The 21,095-nt window shown below is 65.5% G+C and carries 15 protein-coding genes and 4 pseudogenes; 11 read left to right on the top strand and 8 right to left on the bottom strand.

The genetic code is table 11. The annotated features are described in order from the left end of the window. Positions 1-15 precede the first annotated feature (15 nt). From CKW46_RS02200 to CKW46_RS02150, 11 genes and pseudogenes are all read left to right on the top strand, one after another. A pseudogene (locus tag CKW46_RS02200) lies at positions 16-891 on the top strand (transglycosylase SLT domain-containing protein). A gap of 3 nt (positions 892-894) precedes the next feature. Beyond that, a pseudogene (locus CKW46_RS02195) lies at positions 895-999 on the top strand (hypothetical protein); the annotation flags it as partial. After that, positions 997-1,548 (top strand): annotated as a pseudogene (locus CKW46_RS02190) (type VII secretion AAA-ATPase EccA); the annotation flags it as partial. The pseudogenes CKW46_RS02195 and CKW46_RS02190, both read left to right, overlap by 3 nt. Positions 1,549-1,804: 256 nt before the next feature. Further along, on the top strand, positions 1,805-3,145 hold the full coding sequence (mycP1, locus tag CKW46_RS02185; protein ID WP_117437637.1) for a type VII secretion system ESX-1 serine protease mycosin MycP1: 1,341 nt from the start codon (positions 1,805-1,807) through the stop codon (positions 3,143-3,145). Continuing rightward, positions 3,142-4,539: a type VII secretion protein EccE gene (gene eccE / locus CKW46_RS02180; RefSeq protein WP_117437638.1), complete on the top strand. Its 1,398-nt coding sequence runs from the start codon at positions 3,142-3,144 to the stop codon at positions 4,537-4,539. Before mycP1 ends, eccE begins: the two co-directional genes overlap by 4 nt. Before the next feature lie 98 nt (positions 4,540-4,637). Beyond that, a complete protein-coding gene (espB, locus tag CKW46_RS02175) occupies positions 4,638-6,002 on the top strand; it encodes a type VII secretion system ESX-1 target EspB (protein ID WP_015357704.1) in 1,365 nt (454 codons plus the stop codon). Positions 6,003-6,047: 45 nt separating this feature from the next. Further along, complete coding sequence (locus CKW46_RS02170) at positions 6,048-6,386, top strand: YbaB/EbfC family nucleoid-associated protein (RefSeq protein WP_036426087.1); 339 nt, start codon at positions 6,048-6,050, stop codon at positions 6,384-6,386. 258 nt (positions 6,387-6,644) lie between these two features. Next, positions 6,645-6,791 carry a hypothetical protein gene (locus CKW46_RS02165; RefSeq protein ID WP_153234315.1) on the top strand — a complete coding sequence of 49 codons (147 nt, stop codon included), beginning with the start codon at positions 6,645-6,647 and terminating at the stop codon, positions 6,789-6,791. 3 nt (positions 6,792-6,794) lie between these two features. After that, positions 6,795-9,050: an EspK C-terminal domain-containing protein gene (locus tag CKW46_RS02160; RefSeq protein WP_482052741.1), complete on the top strand. Its 2,256-nt coding sequence runs from the start codon at positions 6,795-6,797 to the stop codon at positions 9,048-9,050. Positions 9,051-9,207: 157 nt separating this feature from the next. Then, a pseudogene (locus tag CKW46_RS02155) lies at positions 9,208-10,411 on the top strand (ISAs1-like element IS2404/ISMul1 family transposase). Positions 10,412-11,090: 679 nt separating this feature from the next. Continuing rightward, positions 11,091-11,741, top strand: coding sequence for an EspA/EspE family type VII secretion system effector (locus tag CKW46_RS02150; protein WP_499018682.1), 651 nt, complete (start codon positions 11,091-11,093; stop codon positions 11,739-11,741). Here CKW46_RS02150 and CKW46_RS02145 read toward each other — a convergent pair. The 8 genes from CKW46_RS02145 to eccCb all read right to left on the bottom strand — a co-directional run bounded on the left by CKW46_RS02145 (position 11,727) and on the right by eccCb (position 21,050). Then, positions 11,727-12,563: a hypothetical protein gene (locus tag CKW46_RS02145; RefSeq protein WP_482052739.1), complete on the bottom strand. Its 837-nt coding sequence runs from the start codon at positions 12,561-12,563 to the stop codon at positions 11,727-11,729. The genes CKW46_RS02150 and CKW46_RS02145 overlap by 15 nt on opposite strands. Before the next feature lie 126 nt (positions 12,564-12,689). After that, positions 12,690-14,225, bottom strand: a complete 1,536-nt coding sequence (gene eccD, locus CKW46_RS02140; protein ID WP_482052738.1) for a type VII secretion integral membrane protein EccD — start codon at positions 14,223-14,225, stop codon at positions 12,690-12,692. Continuing rightward, on the bottom strand, positions 14,222-16,861 hold the full coding sequence (locus tag CKW46_RS02135; RefSeq protein ID WP_482052737.1) for a MinD/ParA family ATP-binding protein: 2,640 nt from the start codon (positions 16,859-16,861) through the stop codon (positions 14,222-14,224). The genes eccD and CKW46_RS02135 overlap by 4 nt, the downstream gene beginning before the upstream one ends. Positions 16,862-16,976: 115 nt before the next feature. Continuing rightward, positions 16,977-17,264: a WXG100 family type VII secretion target gene (locus tag CKW46_RS02130; protein WP_015357697.1), complete on the bottom strand. Its 288-nt coding sequence runs from the start codon at positions 17,262-17,264 to the stop codon at positions 16,977-16,979. A gap of 36 nt (positions 17,265-17,300) precedes the next feature. After that, on the bottom strand, positions 17,301-17,603 hold the full coding sequence (gene esxB / locus CKW46_RS02125; protein ID WP_012392185.1) for a type VII secretion system ESX-1 WXG100 family target CFP-10: 303 nt from the start codon (positions 17,601-17,603) through the stop codon (positions 17,301-17,303). Positions 17,604-17,694: 91 nt separating this feature from the next. Continuing rightward, positions 17,695-18,798 (bottom strand): PPE family protein, encoded by a 1,104-nt coding sequence (locus CKW46_RS02120; protein WP_117436932.1) that lies wholly within the window; start codon positions 18,796-18,798, stop codon positions 17,695-17,697. Positions 18,799-18,842: 44 nt separating this feature from the next. Further along, positions 18,843-19,139: a PE domain-containing protein gene (locus tag CKW46_RS02115; RefSeq protein WP_482052736.1), complete on the bottom strand. Its 297-nt coding sequence runs from the start codon at positions 19,137-19,139 to the stop codon at positions 18,843-18,845. A gap of 135 nt (positions 19,140-19,274) precedes the next feature. Beyond that, a complete protein-coding gene (eccCb, locus tag CKW46_RS02110; protein ID WP_117436926.1) occupies positions 19,275-21,050 on the bottom strand; it encodes a type VII secretion protein EccCb in 1,776 nt (591 codons plus the stop codon). Positions 21,051-21,095: the final 45 nt, after the last annotated feature.

The following is a 21,095-nucleotide window of genomic DNA, read 5'->3' as shown; positions in this document are numbered from 1 at the left end:
GCGGCGGAGGAATTCTTGACTGATCCGCTGATCCTTCAGACGCTGGCGACCTTGTCCCGCGGGCACGGGCTGTTCGCCGGTCGCTTAGTCGACGAAAGAAGCCGCCACGAGCCGCAGCTTCAGGCACTGGCCGACTCCGTATCGCAGACAGGAGGGGACCGGCTTCCCGATCGGGCCGCAGCGCGATCGCACGCCGTCGTCCAGGCCGTACGACGGTCCATCGACACCGACCGGGAACTCGCGCAGATCATGTCGATAGCCCAGGCCGATTACGCGCTCGCGAGAAGGGCCACGCGCGCCATCCTGCAGGCAGCCCACGCCGATAGCGCGCTCGCGGCCGATACGCCGCTTGGCCGGCGCGAAGCCATGGTCCGCATGGCGGCAAGACTGCGAGCCCAGCGCCGCCACATCGTGCGGTCGCGTGCACGGGCGCGACAACTGGTGTTGCGGCTGCGCCGGCTGCGGTACCTACAGGCAGCCGCTAGGCGACAGCATAATCACGTTTCACCCACGGGCCGGCCCGCTGTGTTGGCGGCGATCCGTAAAGCCCTCGATATCAAGGGTATTCACGACCCTGCAGCACGAGCGCGCTGGACACGCGGGATGGATTTGGTGGCCCGCCGAGAGTCGGGCTACAACGCCAGCGCGGTGAACGACTGGGACGCTAACGCGGCCCAGGGCACGTCGAGTAGGGGAGCGTGGCAGTTCATCGCACCGACCTTCGCGGCCTACCACCAGCCGGGCACCTCGACCAACATCACCAACCTGGTGGCCTAGGCATGCGCGTTCATCAACTACGCGCAGGGCCGCTACGGGGTTGCCGCTGATGCATCGAACCTGGCTGATCGGATCCAGCAAGCCGATCCACGTCGTTCCCCAAGGGGGTACTGAGCAATGCCGTTGAGCTTGTCCAACCGGGACCAAAACTCCGGGCACCTCTTCTACAACCGCAGGCTGCGTGCGGCGACCACCCGCTTCTCGGTGCGGATGAAACATGAGTTCTACTCCCTGGTGGAACGTCACCAGGACGGAACACCGGACATGATTGGCATGGAGGCGGTCAACCAGCTCCTGGTCAAGTTGGAGACCCACCGATTCGATTTCTGTTTCATCGGTGCGGGCTATGAGGATCAGGTCGACGAATTCCTCAGCGTGAATCCGGGTTTGGCCGGACGATTCAATCGCAAGCTGCGCTTTGAGTCATATTCGCCGACGGAAATCGTCGAGATCGGGCAGCGCTATGCCGCGCCGCGCGCCAGCCTGCTCGATGAGGCGGCGCGCGAGATCTTTTTGGACGCGGCCACCACCATCCGCAACTACACCACCCCGGGTGGGCAACACGGGATCGATGCCATGCAGAACGGGCGGTTCGCGCGCAACGTCATCGAGCGCGCCGAGGGATATCGGGACACTCGAGTGGTCGCCCAGAAGCGAGCGGGGCGAGCGGTGTCGGTCGAGGATCTTCAGATGATCGCCGCTGGTGATGTCGAAGCCGCGGTGCGCAGCGTGTGCGCGGACAACCGTGACATGGCCGCCATCGTTTGGTGACGGATCGCGCCGGTTGGCGAGGGCAAGCCCCGGCGCGTGGAATGGCATGTGTTCGTGCATCTTTGAATGACACCCGGACCGGTACGGCACTGTGTGCGGAGCCAGTTGCCGACGCCGCTTGGTCACAGTTCAGGATGGACAGGCTGGCACCGGGTTGAATAGCGTCGTTTACGCGCCCGTTACGTCTAAAATGCAGCCAGGACTGACACGAGCGTGCCAGAGCCTCACTGCGGCTAAAGAACGGAGTGATTCCGGGGTGCACCGGACCTTGCTGACGATGGTCGCGCTGGCGTTGCTGACCGCACCGCCGGCTTTTGCAATCGATCCTCCCTCGATTGATCCCGGCGCGGTACCACCGGATGTAACCGGTCCCGACCAACCCACCGAGCAGCGAGTGCTCTGTACCAGTCCCACGACGCTGCCCGATTCCAGCTTTCACGATCCGCCGTGGAGCAACGCCTACATGGGTGTCGGAGAGGCCCACAAGTTTGCGACCGGGGCCGGCGTGACGGTGGCGGTGATCGATACCGGCGTGGACGCCTCACCACGGGTCCCGGCCGAGCCGGGTGGGGACTTCGTCGATCAGGCCGGCGACGGACTGTCGGACTGTGATGCGCACGGCACGCTCACGGCCTCGATTATCGGCGGGCGCCCCGCACCGACCGACGGTTTCGTCGGGGTTGCCCCCGACGTGCGACTGCTTTCGTTGCGCCAGACATCGGAGGCCTTCGAACCGGTTGGCTCGCAACCCAACCCCAATGATCCCAACGCGACGCCGGCGGCCGGGTCCATTCGCAGTCTTGCCCGTGCGGTGGTGCATGCGGCCAACCTCGGGGCGGGAGTGATCAACATCAGCGAGGCGGCGTGTTACAAGGTGAGCAGGCCGATCGACGAAATAAGTCTGGGCGCGGCCATCGACTATGCGGTCAACGCCAAGAACGCCGTGGTCGTCGTCGCCGCGGGTAACACCGGCGGCGACTGCTCGCAGAATCCGATGCCCGACGCGTCGACACCCAATGATCCCCGGGGCTGGAACAAGGTGCAGACCGTGGTCACACCGGCTTGGTATGCGCCCTTGGTGCTGACTGTCGGGGGCATCGGCCAGAACGGGGTGCCGAGTTCGTTTTCCATGCACGGACCGTGGGTGGGGGTAGCGGCACCCGCGGAGAACATCATCGCGCTCGGTGATCACGGCGAACCGGTCAACGCCCTGCAAGGTCGAGAAGGACCCGTGCCCATCGCCGGCACCTCGTTTGCGGCGGCCTATGTCTCCGGTCTGGCCGCGCTGGTCCGGCAACGGTTTCCGGAACTGACGCCGGTGCAGGTGATGAACCGGATCACCGCCACCGCGCGACATCCCGGAGGCGGTATCGACAATCTCGTCGGCTCCGGCGTGGTCAATGCCGTCGCGGCGCTGACCTGGGACATCCCGCCGGGCCCGGCTTCGGTGCCCCCCAGCGTCAGACGACTACCGCCCCCACGCATCGAACCCGGCCCGGATCACCGCCCGATCTCCATGGTGGCGGTGTCGCTACTGGGGCTGACGCTGGTGCTCGGATTGGGCACGTTGGCCGCCCGGGCGCTGAGGCGCCGATGAGGAACCCCTTCAGTTCAATACGGTTCCGGGTCAGCACCGGCCACACACTTGTCGTTGCGGTGCTGGCGCCGCCCTGCATCATGATGTTCCTGCACATGCGCTACTGGTGGGTGGGCATCGCGCTGGTAGCGCTGGGCGTCATCGTGGCGACGGTGACTTTTTCCGGTCGTCGGGTCACCGGGTGGGTGGCCACCGTGTTCGCCTGGCTGCGTTGGCGTCGCCGACCGCCGGATGTGCCGTCCGAACCGGTGGTCGGTGCCACCGTGAAGCCGGGTGATCACGTCGCGGTGCGTTGGCGACGCGACCACCTGATTGCGGTGATCGAGCTCAAGCCCCGCCCGTTTACCCCGACGGTCATCGTCGACGGCAAGGCTCACACCGACGACGTGCTGGACACCCGCCTACTCGAGGACCTGCTGTCGGTGCATTGCCCGGACCTGGAAGCAGATGTGGTCTCGGCGGGCTACCGCGTTGGCAACACCGCCTCCGAAGAGGTGGTGAGCCTTTACCAGCGGGTGATCGGCGCCGATCCGGCTCCGGCAAACCGGCGGACGTGGATCATGCTGCGAGCCGACCCGGAACAAACCCGCAAGTCTGCGCAGCGTCGCGAGGCCGGCCTCGCCGGTTTGGCTCGCTATCTGGTGGCGTCGGCGACTCGCATCGCCGATGGCCTGGCCAGCAACGGCGTCGACGCAGTATGCGGGCGCAGCTTCGACGACTACGACCGCGCCACCGACATCGGTTATGTGCGGGAGAAATGGTCGATGATCAAGGGCGCTGACAGCTACACCGCCGCCTACACCGCGCCCGGCGGCCCGGATTTGTGGTGGTCCGCACGAGCGGACCACACCATTACCAGGGTCCGGATTGCTCCCGGGATGCCGCCGCGGTCCACGGTGTTGTTGACCACAGTGAGAACGCCCAAGACTCCTCGGGGCTTCTCGCGCCTGTTCGGCAGTCAGCGGCCGGCGTTGGAAGGGCAGAGCCTGGTGGCCAATCACCACTGCCAACTGCCAATCGGATCAGCGGGTGTGTTAATCGGTGAGACCGTGAACCGCTGCCCGGTGTACATGCCGTTCGATGACGTGGATGCGACCGTCAACCTGGGGGACGCCCAGACCTTCACCCAGTTCGCCGTGCGTTCGGCGGCTGCCGGGGGCGCCGTCACCGTGGGACCACACTTCGAACAATTCGCCAGGCTCATCGGTGCCCATGTCGGCGCGGAGGCCAAGGTGGTGTGGCCGAACGCGACGACCTATCTGGGCGCGCACCCTGGTATTGACCGGGTGATCCTGCGTCACAACTTGGTCGGCACCCCACGACACCGCAAGCTGCCGATCCGGCGGGTCTCTCCACCGGAGGAAAGTCGCTTCCAGATGGCCCTGCCCAAGTAGGTCCAAGTGAGCTGGAAGAGGCGGCGAAATTTTTTGGTGCAGCAAGCGGTCGTTTCAGCGACGATAATGGCATGGAGCACTAAGGAGGACGATCCGACATGAGCCAGCCGCAGACCGTAACGGTGGATCAGCAGGAAATCTTGAACAGGGCAGACGAGGTGGAGGCGCCGATGGCGACTCCGCCCACTGATGTGCCCCAGGCATCGTCCGGCCTCACGGCAGCCAACAACGCGGCCGAGCAACTGGCGATCTCCGCCGACAACGTCCGCCTATACCTGCAGGCAGGCGAGCGGGAACGGCAACGTCTGGCGACGTCGCTGCGCAACGCCGCCGCGGCGTATGGCGAGGTCGAGGACGAGTCCGCAACCGCGCTCGATAACGACGGTAATGGCGAGGTCGACGCCCAATCTGCGGGCGGCGCCGGCGCCGGCCAGACCGATTCGCTGGAGGAAACCCCGAAGGTGGCGGCCGCGGGTGAATCAGACTTCACCGACCTCAAGACCGCGGCGACAAAGCTCGAATCCGGTGACCAGGGCACGTCGATGGTCAACTTCGCCGACGGGTGGAACAACTTCAACCTGGCTCTGCAACGGGACATCAAGCGGTTCCGGATCTTCGAGAACTGGGAGGGAGACGCCGCTACCGCCTGCGAGGCCTCGCTGGACCAGCAGAAGGACTGGATACTCCACATGGCCAAGCTGAGTGCATCGCTGGCCAAGCAGGCCAATTTCATGGCGCAACTGCAGCTGTGGGCCCGGCGAGGGCACCCCACCCTGGCCGACATCATCGAACTCGAGAGACTGGCGAAAGACCCGGACTATCAAGAGCAAGCCATCAAGCTCTACGCCGAGTATCAAGAGACCTCGGAGAAGGTGTTGAGCGAATACAACACCAAGGCAGATCTCGAGCCGGTGAATCCGCCGAAGCCTCCGGAGGCGATCAAGATCGACCCACCGCCACCCGCGCAACCTCAGGGCCTGATCCCCGGCTTCTTGATGCCGCCCAGCGACGGTTCCACCGGGCTGGCTTCGGGAATGACGCCGCCGATGATTCCGCCCACCGGTGGAGCGGGCGGTACACCGGACGTCAACACCGCCGAGCTCACCTCGGCGGGTCGCGAGGCGGCGTCCAACCTGTCCAAGGGCCTCGGCGTCAAACCGATGTCTTTGGGCGGCGGCGGTGGTGGTCTCGGCGGCGTGTCCATGGGTGATGCGCCTCTGGCCGGCGGCGAGTCCGTACGACCGGCCGCGGCAGGCGACGTCGCCGGTGCCGGCCAGGGTGCTGGCGCCGCAGGTCGCGGAATGGCCGGGGGTGGCATGGGAATGCCGATGGGCGGCGCCGGCCAGGGCCAGGGCGGCGCCAAGTCCAAGGGCGCTCAACAAGACGAGGAAGCGCTCTACACCGAGGACCGCGAGTGGACCGAGGCCGTAATCGGTAACCGCCGCCGTCAGGACAACAAGTAGCCGTCAGGACAGTCGTCAGGACAGTAAGGAGTCAAGGTGACCAGCATGGAGATGGACCCCCAAGTCGCGCAGGTGTTGGCGTTGGCAGCACGGTTCCAGTCGGCCTTGGACGGAACGCTGAACCAAATGAATACCGGCAATTTCCGTGGCAAAGACGACACCGAGACGGTCGAGGTCACGATCAATGGGCACCAGTGGCTCACCGCTGTGCGCATCGACGACGGCCTGCTGAAGGAAGTTGGTCCGGAGGTCGTTAGTGCGCGGGTCAACCAGGCGTTGAAGAACGCCCAGGACGCCGCATCCAAGTACAACGACGCGGCGGGAGAAAAACTAACCGCAGTGTTGTCCTCAATGTCTCAAACAATGAACAACGGGATGGTCTGATCCGTCCCTGCGCCGGGGTGGAAACAGTCCCCTCGGCGCGCCTGTCAGCGGCTTTTGGTTCGCGCTAGCGGACCATTGACGCGACCGCCGTGGTGCCTCCGTGTCGCGGCGTCTGCGTCGTTCTGCGCGCGGCTCAAGCCTGCGCGAAATCTCTCCGATACGGCGGTCTGCCGTGCTGTGGTGTCATTTTCGTCGGCCCGTCCCGATCCCCAAATTGGCGCATCTAGCTGGTCTTAAGCTCGGTTAGGCTTGTTAAGCATGACGTCCGGTACCACTGACCAGCTGACGCGGCCCGCAAGCCAGCGCAACGGCGGTGCGGTGTGCGCGCCGGTCCAACGATCCACTGCGGGTACCTACCTGACAGGTCTGGTCGCTGCGGCCTGGATGCTGCGGGGAGGAGAGTAGGCGATGGGTATTCCGAGGCCGACGGGGGAGTACGCCGGGCGGATGCTCGAGGCGGGTGGGTGGCCCGACGCCGACGAGGACATCCACTACGACCGGGCTCGCGAGTACAACCGGGTCCTGCACCTGTTTACCGACGTGATGGACGCCTGCCGGCACCAGCAGGTCGAGGTGTTCGACGGTGGTGTCTGGTCCGGTGGTGCTGCCAGTGCGGCCAACGGTGCGCTGGGCGGGAATCTCAAGCAAATGAGCACGCTGCAGGACTATCTCGCCACGGTTATTACCTGGCACCAGCATGTGGCCGGGTTGATCGCCGAGGCGAAGGCAAACATTGACAACAACGTGGACGGTGCTCATCGCGAAATACGGGTTCTGGAGGGCAACGCAGACCTTGATCCCGAGGAGCGCAAGGCGGCGATCGCATCCCTGATCCGTTCAGCTCACGAGGCCAACTCGGGTCTGGTGGCCGAAGCCGCTGAGCAGGTTCTGGCATCCAGAAACTGGAAGCCGCCGCACAATGCGCTCAAGGATCTGCTGCACCAGGTGACGCACCCGGCACCGGGCATTCCGTCCGTGACCGTGCCGACACCAGGACAGCCAACCCCCGGGGCACCCGGACCCAAGCCATTCGAACCCACGCCGGTCAACCCGCACAAAGCGGTTACCCCTGGCGGCCCGGGCACGCCGGTGAACCCGACGCCGGGTACTCCGGTGGTTCCGACACCCGGCGGGCCACCGCACCCGGTTACCCCGGGCATCCCGGTTACTCCGATCACCCCGGGTACTCCGATCACCCCGGGCACCCCGGTGACGCCGATCACCCCGGTCACCCCCGGCAAGCCGAAGCCAGGGAAACCCGACACCCCGGTCTTGCCGGTCGAGCCAACCCCGGCCCCGGCGCCGGCACCAGCGCCGGCACCGCAGCCCGCGCCCGCTCCGGGGCCCGGTCCGCAGCCGGCGCCCGCCGACCCGGGTGCGAGTCCGCAGCCCGCGCCGTCGCAGCCGGGGTCGCCGTCCACGCCGGGGCAGCCCTCAACCGACCCGGCTCACGTGAAGCCGGCAGCGGCAACGGAGACGTCCACGGCACCGTCAACCCAGCCGTCGGGACCTTCGGGCCCTGCGCACGGCGACGACTCCTCGGGAGGGGCCGTGGCCGCACCTGCCGCCAGCGCGATGCCGGGCGGCGGTCGGGGAGTGTCCGCTGGATCAAGCTCGGGTCTGTCCTCGGCCGGAGCGAGTTCGAGCACAAGCCAGTCAGCGGCCTCGGGCGCCGGCTCGCGTGCCGCCGCGGGGCGCGCACCGGTGGAGTCGGGCGGCCGGGGCCCCAATACGGCCGCGCCGCGCCCGGCAGCGGCTCGCACCGCATCGCCGACCCGTCCGGCTCCGGAGCGACCCAAGCCGGACGAAAAAGAGAAGTCCGAAGCGCCCGATGCCGTTACGCCATCGCCGATGGTTCCGGTCTCGGCGGCGCGCGCCGCGCGCGATGCCATCGCTTCGGCGTCTCGTCGCAGTCAAAAGAAGGACCCCTTGCGCCTGGCGCGACGCATCGCGGCCGCGTTGAACGCGCCCGACACCTACAACAAGGGCGACTACGGGTTCTTCTGGATCACCGCGGTGACCACCGACGGCGACATCGTGGTGGCCAACAGTTATGGGCTGGCCTACATACCCGAGAATGTCGAGCTACCGCACAAGGTCTACATGGCCAGCGCTGACCATGCGATCCCGGCCGATGAGCAGGCCCGGTTCGCCACCTACCCGGTGTTGGCCGTGCAGGGTTGGGCGGCGTTTCACGACTTGAAGCTGCGCGCGGTGATCGGGACGGCCGAACAATTGGCCAACTCGGACGCGGGCGCGGCCAAGATCATCCTGGAAGCCGACGACATTCCGGAGAGCGGCAAGATGACCGGACGTCCGCGGCTCGAGGTGGTAGACCGCTCGGCGGCGGCCCAGCTGGCAGAGACCGAAGATCTGCGGCTGCTGGAGTTGCTGCCGCCGGCGCCGGCCGACGCCAATCCGCCAGACGACGAGCGGCACATGTTCTGGTTCGACCTGATGAAGCCGATGACGAGTAACGCCACCGGCCGTGAGGTCTCGCACCTGCGGGCATTCCGCGCCTATGCCGAACATTGGCAGGAGATCGCGCTGCACCAGGCCTACAGCGCGGCAGACGCTGAAGCCCAGCGGCCGGCGGTCGCCGACTGGCTGTACTGGCGTTATGTCGCCGGGCTGCTTGCCAACGCTTTGGCGGACGCGTCCTGAATTCGGAGTGATCCCAGGGCTCCGGCGTTGTTGATTAGCAGGCTTGTGAGCTGGGTTGATGATCTTTGGTGCCGCGCTATTGGGGCCGGAGTGTAGGCACGGGCTATCTGGAGAACGATCGAGTTGGTTACTGTTCGTCGTTGGTCTGGAGTTGCCCGTGCCTACCGTTTCAGTATTGCCTGTGTCGTCGGTTCCAGAGGTGTTCGACCGCTGGAGTCCTGGTGAGCGTAGCGAGCTCATCGGATCGGAGTTTCTCGATGTGTTGGCCTCGGTGCCAGACCCGAGGGACCCACGCGGTCGGAGGTATTCGCTGATGGCTTTGTTGGCGATCGCGGTTCTGGCCACTGCCGCGGGGATGCGCGGCTATGCTGGTTTTGCCACATGGGCGGCCACCGCTCCCGATGATGTGTTGGCCCAATTAGGGGTCCGGTTCCGGCGGCCCAGTGAGAAGACCTTCCGCGCTGTTTTGTCTCGGCTAGACCCCGCCGACCTCAACGCCAGGATGGGCAGTTACTTCACTGCACACGTGGCCAGCAGCGACCCCAGTGGATTGGTGCCGATCGCGTTGGACGGCAAGATGCTGCGTGGTGCCTTTACGCGCCAAAGCGACAGCCACGCATCTCGTGTCGGTGTTCACCCACCGTGCCCGATTGGTGCTCGGTCAACTCGCTGTCGCCGAGAAAAGCAATGAAATTCCCTGCGTACGTGCCCTGCTCACGCTGCTGCCGGGTAGCTTGCGGTGGCTGGTCACCGTGGATGCGATGCATACCCAGGTCGTCACCGCGAAGTTGATCTGCGCCACCTTGAAGTCGCACTACCTGATGATCGTCAAGTCCAACCAAGCCAAAATACTTGCGCGTATCACCGCGCTGCCCTGGGCCGAGGTGCCCACAGCCGCTACCGACGACTCCCGCGGCCACGGCCGTGTCGAGACCCGCACCCTGCAAATCATCACCGCTGCACGAGGAATCGGCTTCCCCTACGCAAAACAAATCATCCGGATCACTCGTGAACGCTTGATCACCGCCACCGACCAGCGCAGCGTGGAGGTGGTCTATGCCATCTACAGCCTGCCGTTCGAGCACGCCCGCCCTACCGCGATCATGACCTGGATGCGTCAACACTGGGGAATCGAGAACAGCCTGCACTGGATACGCGACGTCACCTTCGACGAAGACCATCAAAGGGCACATACCGGAAACGGCGCACAGATCCTAGCAACGCTACGCAACACCGCGATCAATCTGCACCGCCTCAACGGCGCCGACAACATCGCCGAAGCCTGCCGGATCACCGCTTTGACCGCCAACCGCCGCCTAGACCTCCTCAATCCACAATCCCCAAGCTCACAAGCCTGCTAATCAACAACGCCGGAGCCCTGGGAGTGATCCGATCCCACGCCAGGGCCTCGCGGGAGACGACACTGCTGTGCGCGTGCCTGAACAAGGCCGCTGCCAGTGCGTTTTTCGAAAGTTAGTTATAGTTGATTCCGCAATTCATACACGATTCTTCTGCGATCACTTTCAGAAGTCAGTTCTGATTTATATCAGAAGTTGATTCTGAAATATCCAGGCCTGAATTTCGTGTGAGGCCCGGCGAATTCGGTGGCAATAATTGCTGGTGCCTTACGGGGCAGCTCGGCGCGGCAGAGCAGATGCGAACACCCGATGTTCGCTCTCGAGTGCGTCGGCGTGCGGACAGGCGTGCGGCCGGCCTAGCAGCGTTTTCGACATGACGATGCGGGACAGCCGTGCTGGGCGGCACAACGATAGCTCGAAAGGAATCTTCGTCTCATGCACCCGGATGAAGCGGCGACCCATAACCGAAGCTTTGAAGATTTGCTCGCCCACTTAGAGCCGGACGCAGGATTGTTTGAACCTGACGGATTCGAATCGGACGCATGGGAGACCCAAATTTGACGGATTCGAATCGGACGTAGGGGAGATTGAGCGAGAAGCGGAAGCGGGGGCGGCCGATAATCCCCACGAGCTATGCCCAGGAACCGTTGTTTGCGGGGCGACCCTGACCATCCTTGGTGTCATGTGGGGATGGCTTGGAGATGAGTCGCCCGAGCAGGGTGATCGCTTGGCGAGCAGTGGGTCATTGTTCGACGACGTCGGCGCCCAGGTCGCCGCCCTTGGTCCGGACGGCGGTTGGCGGGGCAATGCGGCGCAGGCCTATTGGGTTCAGAACCTCGCACAGTCGCGGCGCGCCACGCTGATGGCCGACCTGGACCGGCTCACCGCCGGGCTGGTGTCCTCCCAAGCCGATGCCGTCAAGCAAGCCCGCGAGCGGCTGTCGGTACTGATCGCGGTAGTCCTGGGTGTGCTGGTGGTTTGTGCCGGCCTCGAACTAGGGGGGCCCGAGGGCCAGCTCCCGTCCTTCCACATTGCGGTCGCCGCATGCGGTGTTGTGCAGGTTGCCGCCGCCGCCACCCTGATCGGGTTGGCGAACAAGACCTCCTCGAACGCCAGTAGCCTGCGGGCGGCGACACAGCGAGCGACCGAAATGTTGGCGGCACGGTCGGCACGCTCGGACGCGATCCCCGGGTCGGCCGGTATGACGGCGCCCGATGTGGGCACGCCCCCATCCGGCGCCCGGCCGCGGTTGGATGTCGCCGGTGACACCGCGCGTATCCGCCGTACGCCCGATCGGGGTGCGGCTTACGCCGAATTATCAGATCGGAGCTGAGACCGAACCCGTCGACGTCTCGCCACCGCCGGCGCTTTCGACGGGAGCGCTCACCAGTGTGGCGTGGCGAGCCGCGGCGCCTTCTGCACCGGCCGCTGCCAGGGCGTCTTCCTCGCCCTCTTTGGTCTCGTCAGCCAGCTCCGCGTCTTCGTCGGGTTTGGTGTCCGAGACGAGCTGTGCCGGCGCTGCGCCGCCCTGCGAGGAACCCTGTTGGGCCGACTGACTGATGGTCTGCGCGATCGGTGAGGCCTGCTGCGCCATCTGACCGGCTTGCGGGGCCAGTTGCACCAGCTGGGGAATTGTGGCGGCCACTCGGGGCGACAGGGCTTCCGCCTGAGCGCTGACCGCCTCGCCGATCTGTGTCGCCGCCGCCGCGGGTACGCCCAGCAGCCCGGTCGCGGGCGCGGCCAATGCTTGCGCCACGGGCGCGCCCAATAGCCCAGCGGCGGGCGCGGCCAACGATTGCACGGTCTGTCCGGCCTGGCTCTGTGCCACAGCGTTTGTACCGCTTGCGCCTAGCGCTTGGCCGTCGCCGCCGAATTGGTACTGCGTCAGTGCATCGCCAAGGGCTTGGTCGGCCTTCGCGTAGATGTCTGCGGCAGTCGACATGCTGAAAGCGGTTCGTTTCAAGGCGGCGGTTACACCGGGCATCCCGTCGGATACCAAGGACTCGATGCCAGGCATTGTGTCGTTAATTGCAGCCGAAACCGGATCCCCTCCAGTTGCTGCTATCGGCGCTGGTAGCGCCGGAAAAACCAGCTCGGCGACCTTGCTTCCCGCAGCAATCAGACGGGCGGGATCGACGGCCAGAGGCTCAGCCATCGCAGAATCCCTCCTGTACGTAATGGGTTGAGCAAATTTTACCCGACTTGAAACAAGCCCGATTGCGCCAATTTCGGTGCGGGCCGATCCGTTGCCACGACCGCCCTGACGTAGCCCTCCGGTGACTCAGAATCGGATGTTTCGAACCAGGTCATAGACGCCGGTAATCCACAGCAGCAGCGGGACAATTGATGCGACCATCGCGCCATCGAACAATTCCAGGGCCCGTTTCATGACTGGCGAAACGCGACGTACCTGGTTCATCGCGCCGACCGAGATGAGCGTAACGAGGGCCGCCGTGAGGTAGATCGTCAACAACAGCCAGGCATAGTGGGGATACCAAAGGCTCAGCTTCACGGCAAGCCCGGTCGGGATGGCAACCGTCGCCGCCAGCAGCGCCCATGCGCACCACGGATCCGCGTACAGCCGCGATCGGAACGAACAGATCACCGTGATCAGACCCGCCACAATCATGCTGTGTAGGAAGAAGTGGCCGCGTACCACCACGGCTATCGAACCGACCGCAAGAATCAGCGTTCCCGCGGTGACGTAGCCGACGAGCAGCTGCTTAGCCAATTTGCTGCGCTCAGTGAGCCGGGCTGCCGACGCCGGCGCGGAGGCGATGATGGCTTGCCAGGTCGGTGTCTCTTCGTTGGTCGCGTCTTGGGCGGTGATGGGATCGAGCAATTCCTCGTTGTCCACGGTCTCTCCGGGAACGGGGATGGGCGGCAGCGCGATCCGCGCGACGGCGACAGTCAGTTTGGCCGCGTTCGTCACGATGAACAACCCGAACGCAATCGCCCCGGCCGGCACCCATTGCTGATATCCGTATCCGAAGGCGACCGCCGCCGAAATGACCGCGATCGATGTAATCACCACAAACGCCGCGATGTCGTGGCGTTTGTACGGCCCGCCGCGCATCATCAAAGTGATGAACAACACCGCTGTGGCGGCGGCGGCGAGCTGGGGCGCCCCCAGCGAATGGAACCCGCGCGGCAGGGGAACGGCGATCGCTGCCGCCGCGGCGATGACGCCGTACGACGTAACCAGCAGGCTCTCGGCGAGCCGCGAGTTTTGGTAGAACCGTTTTGCGACGAAGGAACCGGCCAAGGCGGCGAGCCCAATTAGGCCGATCGCCAGCGGCCAGAACACGCTGCGCCCGGTTTGCCACCAGGCCCGCATGGCAACGGCGGTGATCAGCAGGGCGAAGAGGGGGATTGCCACGGCGAGGAAGCGTTCCAGAGCGGTGCGGTTGAACTCGGGCGACTCGTCGAGCACCGCGATCGCGTCGATGACGTCCTCGACGAGGGGCCGATACCGCTCCGTGCGACTGGCCAAGACCAAGGTCAGCAGCGATCCGTCGACAACGCCGGCCTCATCGAGGGACTGGTCGAGCTTTAGCGGCGGGAATCCGGGCCGAGCGAACGTCCAAACGCCCTGAGCTTCGAAGTCGAAGCCGGCCAGCACCTCCGCGGGAGTGTCTTCGAGCAGATCGGCCAAGATCGCGACGGTCTCGTCGACATAGCTCTCCATGGGTGCCGCCGCGGGCAGCACCAGATCTGTCATCCGTCTGCCGGTAAGGACGGTGACCCGGGTGGTTGCCGGCTTGGGTGGGGTTGTTCCCGTGGCGGCGGAGGGTGCGGCAACTGCAGGTGCGCTCAACGACGTCCAGCCCTTTCAAAATCGTCGGACAGAGCCGCGGCCAGCTCGAGAACCCGTCGTCGGTAGACGGGGCCAAGCTGGTCGAGATGAATTTCGGTGCCGGCCGCGATGTGCCGGTCCCATGGCAAGACCACTACGCGCCCGGGTTGGAGCTGCTGTTCAAAGTCCCGGACCAACTGCTGCTCCGACACGTTGGTTTCGCCAACGGCGACATGGTTTATCGCTACGCATGCGCGGCTCGCCAAATCCTGGTAACCGTGTTTGCGCAACCAGTCCAGCGCGATTGCGGCTTGGCGCGCACTGTCGATGGAAACGTTAGTCAAGATCACGATCGCTGAGGCGGTATCGAGCACACCCAGTGTCACCGGATCGAATAGCCCTGCCCCGCAATCGGCCAGGACCAGGTTGTAGAACTTCGACACGGTATCGACGGCCGATCGCAAGTCTTCGCCGCTGAGCCCGCGCTGCGCGGAGGTGTATTCCGCGGTGGGGAGAATCTCGAGATTGGCGGCATTGACGCTGGTGTGTGCGCGGACATCGTTGTAGTGCGACAGCCGCGGATCCGCCAGCAGATCGGCAATCGATGATGGCGACGAACGTCCCGAACATTCGGCGAGATTTCCGGCGCCCGGATCGGCGTCAAGCACCAGGATCCGATCCCCGCGCACGTGCGTCAGTGTGGTGCCAAGAGTGACCGTCGTGGTCGTCTTCCCGGCGCCGCCCTTCAGGCCCAAGATCGCGATCTGATACGAGCCGCGGGGCTTTCGACCGATCCGCGTGCGCAGGTCCAATTCATACTTCTCATCGGGAGAAAGGCCGAAGTTGATCCGCGTGACCGCGTGAACCCACCGCCGCCAACCCCGTTGTGGCACCGGCTTCTTCGGCTGCTTGGCCGGGGCACCGGCGTCCGGCAGGGGCTCAGTAGCCTCAGTAGCGGGTTGAGCCGCGGCGGCGGTGCGCGGCGGCTGAGCCCTGGTGGGGCCCGGCGGTTGAGCCCTGGTTGGCACCAGCGGAGATGGTGTCGAAGCGGCCGAAGTCGGGGATTCGGCGCGCCGCCTGGCCCTACGACCATCAGGGCGCCCCGGCGCGGACTCGACGGGGGCCCCAGGGGCGGCGGGCATGGGTCCGGAAGGCCGATCGAGCGTTGGTTGGCTCTGCTGCAGCCACGCGAAGGACGCGGTTGAGCTTTCGTCCGCCGCGGGTCCGTTTCGCCTCATTGGCTCGCGCGTCGGAAGCGGCCGTACCGCGGTGGCCTCGAGGTCATCGGTTTCGGGCTCGGGCCGATAACGATGCGCCCGTCGGGCATGCCGCGAGTGCCGAGGAGCCTCGGATTCAGCCTCCGGTGGCCCTGGAGGCTGAGGCGGGCCACCGATCCGGACCCGGCGCGGTGGCGGAGGTTCGGCCGATTCATGCCGGTTTGGCGTGGCGCCGCGTGCTGGGGGTGTGAACGCCGCTGGCCTTGGTGGGGGCGGCGGGTGTCCGCTGATGGGCTTCGGTTGCCCGGGCTGGTTGGGTGGCGCCGTTGGCGGTTGAGCGCGGCGACGCGGGGGGCCCGGTGGTAACGGTGGCTCGGGCCGGGTGGGTGCCGGCCCGTTGACCGGCATGGGGGGTCGCGGTGATTTCGGTGGTGCCGCTGGGGTTTCGGCGGCCGCCGGTTTCGGTTCTTCTTCTATGTCCTGGTGCGGGTGCGGCGCGCTCTGTTGTGGTTCCGGTGCGGGTGGGGGCCCGCCGATGGGCATGGGGGGACGCGACGGTCTTGGTGCCGCGGGGGGTTCGGCGGTTGCGTGGGCCCGTTCCTCGACGGCCTGCGGCGGCTGCGGTGGCTCTGCTGAGGCCGTCGGTTCCGGTGGAGCCGGTGGCAGTTCGGGCGGTTCCGGTGGCGGTCCGCTGACCGGCATGGGCGGTAGCGGTGATTTCGGTGGTGCCGCTGGGGCTTCGGCGGGCGCCGGTTTCGGGTCTTCTTCTATGTCTTGTTGTGGTTGCGGCGCGGCCGGGGGTGTGGGTGGGGGCCCGCCGATGGGCATGGGGGGACGCGGCGGTTTTGGTGCCGCGGGGGGTTCGGCGGTTGCGTGGGCCTGTTCCTCGACGGCCTGCGGCGGTTGTGCAGCAGCCTCCGGCGGCTGCGGTGGGTCTGCTGGCGCCGTCGGTTCCGGTGGAGCCGCGGGTGGCTCCGGAGATGCCGGTGGCGGCCCACCGATAGGCATCGGAGGCATCGGCGACTTGCCGCCAGGCGGGGGCCCGCTAACGGGCATTGCCTCGTCCGGAGGTTCAGCCTCGGCTGTCGGCGATTGCGGAGGTGCCTCCGGACGAGCCGGTGGCGGTCCCGGGGGTGCCGGTGGTAGCTCCGGGGGGGCCGGTGGTGGCTCTGGGGGTATCGGCGCAGGCCCGCCGATGGGCATGGGGGGCAACGGCGACTTGGCGGGGCCAGCTGCCGGCTCTGCGGAGTCTGACGGCGACTCATCTTCCGCCGGCGGAAATGCGCGCGACCAGTCCTTAGGCGCCGAGTGCCCGTCGCCGTTGGGTTTTACGGGCGGCGGATACGCGGTACCAGGATCAAAGAAGGTTTGCCCAGTTTCATCATCTGGAGGTCCGGAACCCTCGGCGGGCCGAAATAGCTCGTCGTAGTCCGCCGGCATCGGAACCTCTCAGAAGCTCGCCAATAGAACGAAGCACGAGAAGGGGCGAGATTCCGAAAGGTTGAAACTCGCCCCGATCTCGTGCTTCGGTATTCTACGCGAACGAGAGGGGGGATTAAGCAAACATCCCCGTGACGTTGCCCTCGGTGGAGGACATTGCCTGACCGGCCTCGCTGATGGTGCGAGCCAGGTTCTGCAGCGCGTTGTTGAGCTCCTGGGCGGTGGAGTCCCACTTCTGCTGCACACCCTGGTAGGCCTCCGAACCGCTACCACCCCAGGCTGCGGCCAGCTTGTGCAGCGACTGCTTGCCCTCATCCAGAAGGGAATGAATGCTGCCGACATTTCCCCCGATTGAGCTGGATGCGGCCTCAATGCCGGCGAAATTCCACTGCTGTTCTGTCATGTCGTATTGCTCCGTTTCTTTCTCGTTCTAGGGGAATCAGAAGCCCATTTGCGAGGACAGCGCCTGCTGCTGCTCGTCGTCGGCCCGGGAGTACTGGACACCGGCCTGACGGATGTTCGTCGAAATCTCGTCGAGTTCGGCCTTCTGCTTGTTGGCGGCTTCCTGGAAACGGACCACCGCAGCCTGAGCGGCGGTACCAGCCGCACCGCGCCACTGGGCCTGCAGCGAACCGGCGGTCGACTCAACCTGGTCGATCTGGGTCTTCAGGTCACCGGAGATCCGCTCGAAATTACCTGCCTCCTGCGCGAGGGTAGCGGCATCGGTCTTCATCTCTGCCATGCTGGACTACTTTCTCTCTTTCTTTCCTCGCCAAATTGTTGGCAAGTCTTCCGGCCCGGGTGGCCGGGAAGTCTGTTCGTGTTGACGACGCTCACCAGTCGTCCTCGTCATCCCAGTCGTCTTCGTCGGCCTCGTCCCGCTCCTGGGTCAGCGTCGCCAGGGCGGCCATGCCTGGCCGCGACGAACCGCCAGCACCGGCGCCAGCTCCTGCCCCCATTCCGCCGGCGCCCACCGGGGCGGCGCCACTGCTTGCCGACGATCCGGCAGCCGCGGCCGGCTGCACTGACGGACCCATCGGCTTTTCGACGAGTTCGCTGATCAGTGGCGTGCGGGTCAGGGTCCCGCCGGCGCCGGGTAGTGATTCACCGCGCAGCAGGCCCGCGCCGGTGGTCGGGCCTGACCCACCTGCCAGCGGGTGATTGGACAGCGCGCCGGCCCCGAGCAGGCCCATCCGGAAGCCTTCTTCGTCCGCGCCGTTGCCCGAGCTGCCGGTGTTGCTGAACGCCGACGTCATCTGTTGCGCCGGTTGTGCCAGCTGCTGCATCGGGCCACTCACCTCGGCGACCTGCGTGGCGGTCTGCTGAAGCTCACTGCTCGGTATGCCGGTGACCTGTGACGCCATGTCCAGCAGCGGAGTCGACGAAGTCGGCATGCTCTGTGCCGTGGCGGGATCGAGGATCGACGTCATCGGCTCAAGCTGTTCGAACAGCGTGTTGGCCGTCGTCTCGGCCTGGTAGACATCCATCGCCAGCGCCGCCTGATTCCACATGCGGACGAAGTAATCCATCTCGTTGAAGGCGATGGGAACCGTGTTGATGCCGAAGAAGTTGGTCGCGTTGAGGATCACGTTGGTGATCTGGTTGGCAAAGATCTCGGGTAGCGAAGGCGTTGTGGCCATGGCCTGCATGTATGCGGCGGCCTGCGCACCGGCTTGTAGGCCATGCGTCTTGGCCTGGGTCGAGGCGGTCTGCAACCAGGTCACCATCGGCAGAGCGGCCGCTAGGGCTTTCTCGCTGCCACCTCCGGTCCACGCTTCGCCGAGCGAGTTCAAGCGCGCGGTCAATTCGACGGCCTGAGCGTCCAAGGCGGCTGCCAGAGCCTCCCATCCGGCGGCCGCGGCCAGCATCGGGGCCGGGCCCGCGCCGGCCATCAGGCGAGCGGTATTCAGCTCCGGTGGCATTGTGTGCCACAGCATGGTGATCACTCCTTCTTGTTGCGCCGTGTCTGGTGACTGATTTTCTACACGATGACGCTGGTTGCGCCGTCGCTGACTTCTGCAGGGTTAGGGGCGATACGGTGGGGCGATTCGCCGGCTCGGTGGATCTCCCGCTGAGCCGCCGAGCTCGAAGCCAGCAACTGGGCGCCCTCGGCGGCGAAGGCTGCGGCCGCTTGCGTCGACACCTCGTCTGCCCCAGCTGGAACCACCCCGGTCACCGACGCCAACGCTGCCGCATCGGAGGTCACACCAATGCGAGCGTTGCCGCTCAATAGTGTGCCGATGTCGGCGATCGCCGGGCCGTGTGACTTTTGTTCCATTTGCCTGCTTCTTCTCCTTTATTTGCGCTTCGGACAAATCCTCATTTGGTTGTCGCCGAAACGGCCTGCCGGTGATCGCCTCCCGGGCTTGATTTCCGTCAGCTCGGGTGATGCGTCGCTGGCAATGAAATAATCCTAACCGGGGCTTGGGGGTGCTGCGAACACTTCTTCTGGCGGCTCGATGTAAGGGGCCTGGATGACCTCTTTGCCGTCGGGCGAGACCAGAAACGCCTGGCCGGGGGGGCGCCGCTTGACCTTGAACTCACTGGAGGGGAATTCCTGCTTGTCGCCGGAAAGGAACATTGTTGGAGCGCCCGAACCGAATGCGGCACCGACGAAGTTGTCCATGGTCGCCTTGTAGGCCTGGCTCATCTGGCAGGTCACAATGATGTGCAAGCCGATATCGGTCGCCGCCGGCAATAAGGGCGCAAATGGCGCCATCGGGGGCATGCCGCCGGCAGCGCCGACAATCATGTGCCAGTCGTCGACGAGCAGCAAAACGTCGAATCCGCTCCACCACGAACGCGAGCGCAGTTGAGCCGTCGTGAGGTCGGCTGGGGGCAGCCGATTCTTCAAGTTAGCGGCCAGGGCTTTGACGGCCTCGTTCAACGTCGCGCTGTTGCGGTTGATGGCTCCGGCCGAGAGCAGGTGTGTGTCGGGCACCGCATCGAGGAGTCCGGAGCGATAGTCGGCGAGCATGAACCGCACCTGGTCGGGACTGTTTCGAGCGCAGATGGCGCGTGCGATCGCGTGGGCAATGGTCGTCTTGCCCGACTTGGCGGCACCGAAGATGAGCAGGTGCGGGTTGGTGTGCATGTGGCTGTAAGCCACTTCCATGTCGGATTCGCGCAATCCGATCGGGATCTCCCAGCGGGTGCGGTAGTCGGATTCGGGCCCGGGAGGGTTGGGATCCAGCTCGTGGAGGTGGATGCGTTCCGGCAGAGTTCGTACCGGAGGCGCCTTGTCCGTGTGCTGGGCTGCGATTTGAGCTACGCCCGCCGTTATCGCCTCCACCAGGTTGTCGGCGCTGCGCACACCGTCGAGCCTGGGCACCCCGATCATCAGGTGGTGCTTTTCCATGGACACCGCCCGACCCGGGCGGTTCGCCGGGATCTCCCGGGTGATGCGGTCGATCTGGGTTTCGTTGACGTCGCCGAGCCGGAATTCGATCTTGGTGCCCAGGTAGTCGCGGACACGTGATTTCAACTCCGTCCACCGCGGCGTGGACAGAATCGTGTGCACACCAAAGGACAGCCCCTGTGCGGCCAGGTCCTGGACCTGACCTTCGAGGTCGGGAAACTCACTGACGAAGGCGGGCCATCCATCGATGATCAGGAATACATCGCCGTAGGGGTCTGAGGCGACGGGCTGGTTGGGGTCGTCACGCAGCTGGCGATACATCACGATCGAGCCGACCCGGTGTTCCTTGAAGGTGGCCTCTCGTTGTCGCATCACGGCCTGCATCTCCGCGACCACCCGGTGGACTTTGTCGGGTTCGGACCGGCCCGCGACCCCGCCCACATGGGGCAGGTTCTCCAGATAGATCAGGCCGCCACCACCGAGGTCGATGCAATAGAACTGGACCTTGCGCGGCGAGTGCGTGGCAGCGGCCGACATGACCAACGTCTGCAGCAGTGTCGACTTGCCGGTCTGGGGGGCACCGCCGATACCGATGTTTCCGCCAGCGCCCGCCACGTCGACGCCCCAGACGTCCTGCAGGTGGCGGCGCGGCTCGTCCATGATTCCCAGCGCGAAGCGAAGTGGTTGTCGCCGATCGCGGGCGACCAGCTCGTCGAGCGGGGTCGGATCAACCAGCGGCGGCAACCACATCTTGTAGGCGCGCGACTCGACGGTGCTGAGCTGGTCAAGGATGACCTCACGCAACGTCCGTATTTCAGGTTCGGCAGTCATGAGCGCCGCTCCCTTTCGTTGCTTCCTGCTGCAGCATCGCCGGCG

Source organism: Mycobacterium liflandii, assembly GCF_022354805.1.
GTDB classification, from domain to species: Bacteria; Actinomycetota; Actinomycetes; order Mycobacteriales; family Mycobacteriaceae; genus Mycobacterium; species Mycobacterium marinum.
This window is presented reverse-complemented; position numbering and strand designations above follow the sequence as displayed.